Raw genomic sequence first — 7,452 nt, forward strand, 5'->3', positions numbered from 1 at the left:
ATCAGTTTAAGGAATGGGTCGTGAGTGAGTCATTATTAAGCCCGCAGTGGTACCGTGTTCAAGCGTTAACGCCCCGTTTGCGTAAGCATATTGAAGTGCACCGCCATGATTATCGCGGGCAGATCTGGTTTATTCTTGAAGATAAGTCTTCCGGCCGGCATCATCGCTTCAATGCCGCAGCTTTCAGGATTATCGGCCTGCTGGATGGCGAGCGCACCGTCAATGAAGCCTGGCAACTGGTTAACGATCAGCAGGGCGATTTCGCACCGACCCAGGATGAAGTGATACAACTGCTGGGCCAGCTTCATAGCGCCGATCTACTGCTCTCGAATGCGGCAACGGATATAGACGAGCTGTTTCATCGGCAAGAACAGCATCAAAATTTAAAGATCAAGCAACGCGTCAGTAATCCCCTTTCCCAAAAATTTCCGCTCTGGGACCCGGATGATTTTCTTGAGCGGCATTTACCCAAAGTAAGCGGGTTATTCAACTGGACAATCGCTCTGGCATGGCTGTCCATCGTATTGACCGCATCCTTGCTGGCGGCAATGCACTGGCATGAGCTGGGCAACAATATAATTATTAATACGCTGTCGCCCTATAACCTGACCCTCCTGTTTATCCTGTATCCGGGCATTAAAATATTGCATGAATTAGGCCACGCATTTACGGCCAAGCTGGAAGGCGGGGAAGTGCATGAAATGGGCATCATTTTTATGATGTTCATTCCCATCCCCTACATCAACGTCTCTACCGTAACTAGTTTCAGGAACAAATATAAACGCATGCTGGTCGGGGCCGCCGGCATTATCGTTGAACTGTTGCTCGCCTCCCTGGCCCTGTTTATCTGGTTGATGGCCGAGCCCGGCATAGTGCGGGATATTGCTTTCAACATCATGCTGATCGGCGGCGTTTCTTCGCTATTTTTTAACGGCAACCCCTTACTGAAATATGACGGCTATTACGTCCTCGCCGACGCGATCGATATCCCCAACCTTTTCCAGCGCTCGGCAAAATATTGGGGCTATCTGTGCCAACGCTATCTCTTCGGCTTGAAGCAGCTGGCATCGCCGGCTTACACATCGTGGGAATCGTCCTGGTTTATCTTGTACAGCCTCCTGTCGATGACTTACCGAATGGCCTTGCTGTGGTTCATCATCGTTTACGTCACGGACAAGTTTTTTGCTATCGGCATAGTTCTGGCTTTATGGTTAGTGATTGCCCAAATCGTATTGCCGCTATTCAACATGCTGCGTTTTATTGCCGCCAGCCCCAGTATCCAGAAAAAACGCTGCCGAGTCATCGGCAGTTGCGGCGCGCTGCTGGCTGTCTTAATGGCGCTGATCTCTATCGTGCCTTTTCCGTCCTACACCTTGGCAGAGGGCATTGTGTGGGTGCCCGATAACGCCCAGTTAAGGGCGGAAAGCGACGGCTTTTCCGGGCCGTTGTTAACCAGAAATAACAGCCAGGTCGACAATGGCACGGACATCCTTCAGTTGGAAGACCCTTTTTTGCAAACCCAGGTAGAAATTCAGCTGGCAAAGTTAAAGGAATTGGAAGCCAACTATCGGGCAGAAAAATTTAACGATCTGATAAAAGCGCAAATACTCAAAGAACAGATACCGGCAGTCCAGGCAGAGTTAGCCAACGCGCAAAAAAACGTGCAGTCCATGCAGCTTAAAAGTGCAACGCAAGGCCAATTATTAATACCGGATGCGGATGATTTACCCGGCCAATTCCTCAAACAGGGCGACTTGATCGGCTATGTAATTAATAACTCCCTGCCTATCGTTCGCACCGTGGTCACTCAAGACGATATGGGTAAACTGCAAGCGGGTACGGAGCGCGTGCAGATAAGATTGGTCAATCACTTGGATCAAGTTATACCGGCAAAAATTATCCGCATAATCCCAGAGGCCACCAATCGCCTTCCCAGCGCAGCGCTTGCAACCTCAGCCGGTGGCAGAATGATTCTGGACCCGGACCGGACAGAGGACTTGGTAACCCTGGAGAATTTTTTTCTGGTAGATGTTGAGTTCTCACCATTGGACCCGACCATACTGATCGGCACCCGAACTTATGTGCGTTTTGATCATGGCGGACAAGCGCTGGCCAAGCAGTGGTACAGAAGCTTGCGGCAATTATTTCTGAGGCAGTTCAATGTCTGATACTGGATTCGATACAGCGGATATGGCCTCTTACACGGCAGTAGAACGTTATGTTACCAAACCGGCCGGACCGGATAATAAACCCCGCCCCGGCGTGTTGCTCGGCAGATATCCGCAGAAAAAAGAAACCCGAAACACCGACTTTGAAAAGCTGATCGCTCGTTGGGCCGCCGACGCAAAATTCCTGTTTACCCGGCAAAAATACAGCCAAAACTACATCGTCAGCCGGATCAATGACTACGAGCACGACTTAAAGCAATTATCCGAGCCTGATTTAACCGCCCAGATTGCCTATATCCAAGAAAACTTACAACGGTCAGGCTTACAGGAGCCATGGGTTATCCAAGCTTTTGCAACCATCAGGGAAGTCGCCGGCCGCACGCTGGGCAAGCGTCATTTTGACACGCAGCTGTTAGGCGGTTGGGTGATGATTCACGGCATGGTCGCGCAAATGCAAACCGGCGAAGGCAAAACCCTGGCGGCAACACTGCCCGCCTGCACCGCTGCCCTGGCAGGGATACCGGTGCACGTGATAACGGCCAACGATTATCTGGCCGCCCGCGATGCCGAGCTTCTGCAACCGCTCTATCAGCGTTTGGGCCTGGTTGCCGGTTCGGTCATTGACGGCATGGAAACAGATCAACGCCGTAAAATCTATGCAGGCGACATTGTTCACACCACCCATAAACAGATAGCCTTCGATTATCTGCGGGATAAAATTGCAATGGCCGAAGACACGACGCCTTTTCGGCTGCAATTTAAACAGATACAAAAAGAACGCCGGCATTCATCACGCTTGTTCTTGCGCGGCTTATGTTTTGCAATTATTGATGAAGCGGACAGCGTGTTGATAGATGAAGCGGGGACTCCGCTGATTATTTCAAAGAACCTGCCTGCCGAAGACAGCGAGGCAGTCTATGTCGATGCCTTGCATTTAGCGTCAAGGCTCATCATTAACGAACATTTTACGGTAGATTTTGACCAGCGCACCCTCACCTTAACCGAAGCGGGCGAAAGACATCTGCTTGAAGCGGCCCAGGCGATGGCTGAATTATGGCAAAGCACAAGGCAGCGAAACGCCTTGATAACCCAGGCCCTGACCGCCCAATACCTGTTTATCGTTAACAAACACTACCTGGTTAGCGACGGCAAAATCCAGCTGATCGATCAACTTACCGGGCGGGTCATGGCGGACAGGTCTTGGGAACAGGGGCTGCACCAGATGATTGAAGCCAAAGAAAGCTGCGCCATCACCCATCAACGGGAACCGCTGACCCGTATCAGCTACCAGCGTTTTTTCAGTCGCTACTTAAAACTGGCGGGAACCTCAGGCACTGCAAAGGAAGTCGCAACGGAGCTTCATTCCGTGTATGGCTTGCACGTCGTTGACATTCCGACCTATAAACCCTGCCGAAGAAAAATGTTGCCGGAACGGCTGTATCTGGCCGCCGATGCCAAATGGGCAGCCTTGATAACGCGCATCAAAGAGCTCAACCGGCTTGGCCGCCCCATTTTAATCGGCACTTGTTCGGTAGCGGAATCAGAAGAAATCAGTGCAAAGCTGACAGCGCATAGCCTGCCTCATCAAGTGCTTAACGCTAAGCAAAACAAGCATGAGGCCGAAATCATAGCCAGGGCCGGACAATCGGGAAACATAACGGTTGCAACCAATATGGCGGGGCGCGGAACCGATATCGAACTGGATGCACGCGTTATAGCGCTCGGCGGACTGCATGTGATTGCAATGGCGCGGAACGACGCCCTGCGCATAGATCGCCAATTATATGGCCGGTGCGCCAGGCAAGGCGACCCAGGCAGCGCGGAAGCCTTTATCTCGCTGCAAGACGAAAGAATAGCGCAGGCTTACCCGGAATCCTTGCTTAAAATTTTTTCCCGGCTTGCTGGAAATGAGCAACTCGTGCCTGAAAGGCTGGCAAGAATAATCCTGAGATGGCCGCAGAAAAAGATCGAAAACCAACAGGCCGAAATACGCGATCAGTTAATGAAGCAAGATAAGCAACGAGCCAGAATATTGGCTTTCTCAGGGCGTTTTGAATGATTTTGCAACCATTAATGCTGTGCAAGCGCTACAAACTACAGCTTGCTGGCCGAAAAAACTTTTCCTGCCGCTATGCACCTTGGAGCTAAGGCTTATACTGTAGCTCATCAATACCAAATAAATTAAAACCCATGCAAAAAAACAGCCACCCGTTATTTTCAATGAACCCTAAGCTGATAACGATTATGTTCATACTAGGCAGCGGCTATGTTGCCGCACTCCAGGCCGCTGAAACGACAGAGCTGGACTGCATGGTAAAGCCGGAAATGTATGTAGAACTGAGCAGTCCCGTCGATGGTGTGCTGGAAAGCGTGTTGGTGGAAACCAGCGATAGCGTCCAGAAAGGCCAGGTTTTGGCAAACTGGAGTCTTCCGTAGAAACGGCGCAAGTCAATCTGTCCAAACAGGAAGCGTCGGTTATCGACGTCATAGAAGGTAAAAGGATTGAATCGGAATTTTCAAAGCGCAACAAAGACCGTTTCGACCAATTGTACAAAAAGCAGGCAGGGTCATGGGCTGATGACGACAAGGCCAATACCGAAGCGAACTTGACACGGCTGGCGTTAAATAAAGCCATCAGCGATAAGAAAATAGCGGAACTCAAATTCAAACTGGCGACGGCCCAATTGGAACAAAAATCCATCAAAAGCCCCATTACCGGCATCGTGATCGAGCGCTATGCCATGCCCGGTGAAACAGTAGAAAACCGGCCCATTATGAAATTGGCCCAGATCGACCCGCTACGGGTTGAACTGGTGGCTCCGGCCGCGTTGTTTGGGCAAATAAGCAAAGGCATGTCAGCTGAAATCCATCCTGAAAAGCCGGCCAACCAAACCTATCAGGCAACCGTAACGACAGTGGATAAATTGATTGATCCGGCCAGCGGCAGCTTTACCGTGCGCTTGGCGCTGCCTAATCCCAACGATAAGCTGGTCGGCGGGGTTAATTGCGTCGCCAAATTTAATTTTCCTTCGGAGCTCCCGACCGCCAACACCAAAAAAACCGCTGCCGAGCCATCGTCATCAAAACCTCATAATTGATAAATGAATGACACGTCGATCACTCAAGCAGTCAGAACATGCACAGCCGATAGCCAGGTAAAGTCATGAATAACAAGATTGCGCGTGAATTCAGTCATAAACTGATTATGGAAGAGTTGGAAGCACGACAACTTTTTTCCGATGGCATTGAAGGGGTGATGGTACAAGAGCTGTCGCCACAGCCTGCGACTTATGTCGATATAGATTCAAGCACCAACTCAACCGCGCAATCAGGCGATACGGCCATTGCAAGTAATCCAGTCCAGGACGGCGCTAGCCGGGAATTGGTCTTTGTCGATACGGATGTCGAAAACTATCAAGAACTGGTCAATGACATTTACAAGCAAAGCGATGCCGAACGAAACATACAAGTCATCCTGCTGGACAATAACCGCGATGGCATACAGCAAATCACCCAGGCATTAAGCCAATACAGCAATCTCGATGCCGTGCATTTAATATCCCACGGCAGCGACGGCAGCATCGATATCGGCAACAGCCAACTCAACATCGAAAGCCTGACCCGCAACCAGGAAACGATCATTGCTTGGGGCAACTCGTTTACTGAAAATGGCGACATCCGTATCTACGGGTGTGATGTTGCCGAAACGCAATCCGGCCAAAATTTCATCGGCTACTTATCCGAACTAACCAGTACCGATGTCGCCGCTTCCGTCGATGCGACCGGCAACTCGGCATTAGGCGGCGATTGGGACCTGGAATTCAGCACAGGCAGTATTGAGAGCTTAGTGGCCCCGAGTGCAGCCGCACAAGCTAACTGGCAAGGTATCTTGGCGACTACGACTTTTCAGGAAGGCGTGAGCGGTTATACCGGAACCACGGATACTTATCTCGATTCCACATTGTCCGGCACGAATTATGGGGCGTCCGGCACATTGCAAATAATTACTCCGCTGCTGTTGGGTAGTACGCAGCAATCACTGATAAGCTTCGATCTCAGCAGTATTCCTGCAGGCTCCATTGTAACCAGTGCTTCGGTTACCTTTACCGCGTCGAGCGCTATCGCGTTATTGCCGAGCGTTGATATGTATAAGATGCTGAGCTCTTGGTCGGAAAGCACATCGACATGGAGCAGTTTAGGCAGCGGCGTATCCACCGACAACAGCGAAGCATCAAGCACTGCCGATGCCAGTTGGGGTGCATTGCTAGGATTAAACGGTACGGCAACGTTCAGCAGCGCGTCTATGGCTTCGACAGTGCAATCCTGGATTAACAACCCTGCGAGCAATAACGGCTGGTTGCTGACTGCCGGGATAACCTCAGTGCAATTCTATTCGTCCGAGGAAGCGACAATCGCTTACCGGCCACAATTATCGATTACCTATACTGTACCCACGCCCCCATCCATGGACCTGGACGCTGATAATAGCTCAGGCGCCACCGGCAGCAATTACACAACTTCGTTCACAGAAGACGGCCCGGCGGTCAAGGTCGCCGACATCGATGCCACCGTGACTGCGGGCTCCAACTCTATCAGCCCGAACCTTTCGGGCATGACAATTACAATCAGCAATTTACTGGACGGTGCCGCCGAATCATTGACTGCAACGACGTCAGGAACATCCATCACGGCTTCTTATAACGCCGGAGTATTAACACTGTCAGGCTCGGACACCGCAGCGAACTATCAGACGGTATTGCGCACAGTCACTTACAACAACACTTCGAATGCCCCCAGCACAACGAGTCGAGTCATTAATGTGGTGGCGACCGACCCTTATGGCGGCAGCAGTACCGCTGTTTCAACAACGATCGCCATAACTGCCGTCAACGACGCCCCGACCGCGACCAACCTCAGCGCCGCGCAGAGCTACAGCGAAGACACACCGCTGGCGCTGACCGCCATCGTCATCAGCGATGTCGACAGCGCCAGCGTCACCGCGACCCTGACCCTGTCGGATGTGGCCGCGGGCAGCCTGAACACCGGCACGTCCGGCGCCGTCACCTCGACCTTCGCGGCCGGGGTCTGGAGCGCCAGCGGCGCCCTCGCCGACGTCAACGCCCTGCTCGCCGGCCTGACCTTCACCCCGGCCCTGAACGTCAACAGCAACTTTTCGATCGCCACCAGCGTCAGCGATGGCATCGCCCCGGCCCTGACCGGCAGCAAGGCGATCACCGGCACCGCCGTTAACGACGCCCCGACCGCGACCAACCTCAGCGCCGCG

At 52.0% G+C, this 7,452-nt stretch carries 5 protein-coding genes; all 5 read left to right on the forward strand.

Annotated features, from left to right (window positions below):
* The first annotated feature begins 20 nt into the window (after positions 1-20).
* Positions 21-2,168 (forward strand): site-2 protease family protein, encoded by a 2,148-nt coding sequence (locus M0R47_RS17940; protein ID WP_292557340.1) that lies wholly within the window; start codon positions 21-23, stop codon positions 2,166-2,168.
* Positions 2,161-4,227, forward strand: a complete 2,067-nt coding sequence (locus M0R47_RS17945) for a DEAD/DEAH box helicase (RefSeq protein WP_292557342.1) — start codon at positions 2,161-2,163, stop codon at positions 4,225-4,227. The genes M0R47_RS17940 and M0R47_RS17945 overlap by 8 nt, the downstream gene beginning before the upstream one ends.
* 185 nt (positions 4,228-4,412) lie before the next feature.
* Positions 4,413-4,604: a biotin/lipoyl-binding protein gene (locus M0R47_RS17950; RefSeq protein ID WP_292557344.1), complete on the forward strand. Its 192-nt coding sequence runs from the start codon at positions 4,413-4,415 to the stop codon at positions 4,602-4,604.
* A 110-nt stretch (positions 4,605-4,714) separates the two neighbouring features.
* Complete coding sequence (locus tag M0R47_RS17955) at positions 4,715-5,266, forward strand: efflux RND transporter periplasmic adaptor subunit (RefSeq protein ID WP_292557346.1); 552 nt, start codon at positions 4,715-4,717, stop codon at positions 5,264-5,266.
* A gap of 65 nt (positions 5,267-5,331) precedes the next feature.
* Positions 5,332-7,452 (forward strand): DUF4347 domain-containing protein (locus M0R47_RS17960; RefSeq protein WP_292557348.1); only part of this gene is annotated, 2,121 nt, incomplete at its 3' end.

The sequence above is a fragment of the Methylobacter sp. genome, from assembly GCF_023227905.1.
Taxonomy (GTDB): Bacteria; Pseudomonadota; Gammaproteobacteria; order Methylococcales; family Methylomonadaceae; genus Methylobacter_A.

What these genes read in the sequence shown, in the direction of transcription:
- M0R47_RS17950 (WP_292557344.1), top strand. Translation starts at nt 4,413, where the DNA reads ATGTTCATACTAGGCAGCGGCTATGTTGCCGCACTCCAGGCCGCTGAA.
- M0R47_RS17945 (WP_292557342.1), top strand. Translation starts at nt 2,161, where the DNA reads ATGTCTGATACTGGATTCGATACAGCGGATATGGCCTCTTACACGGCA.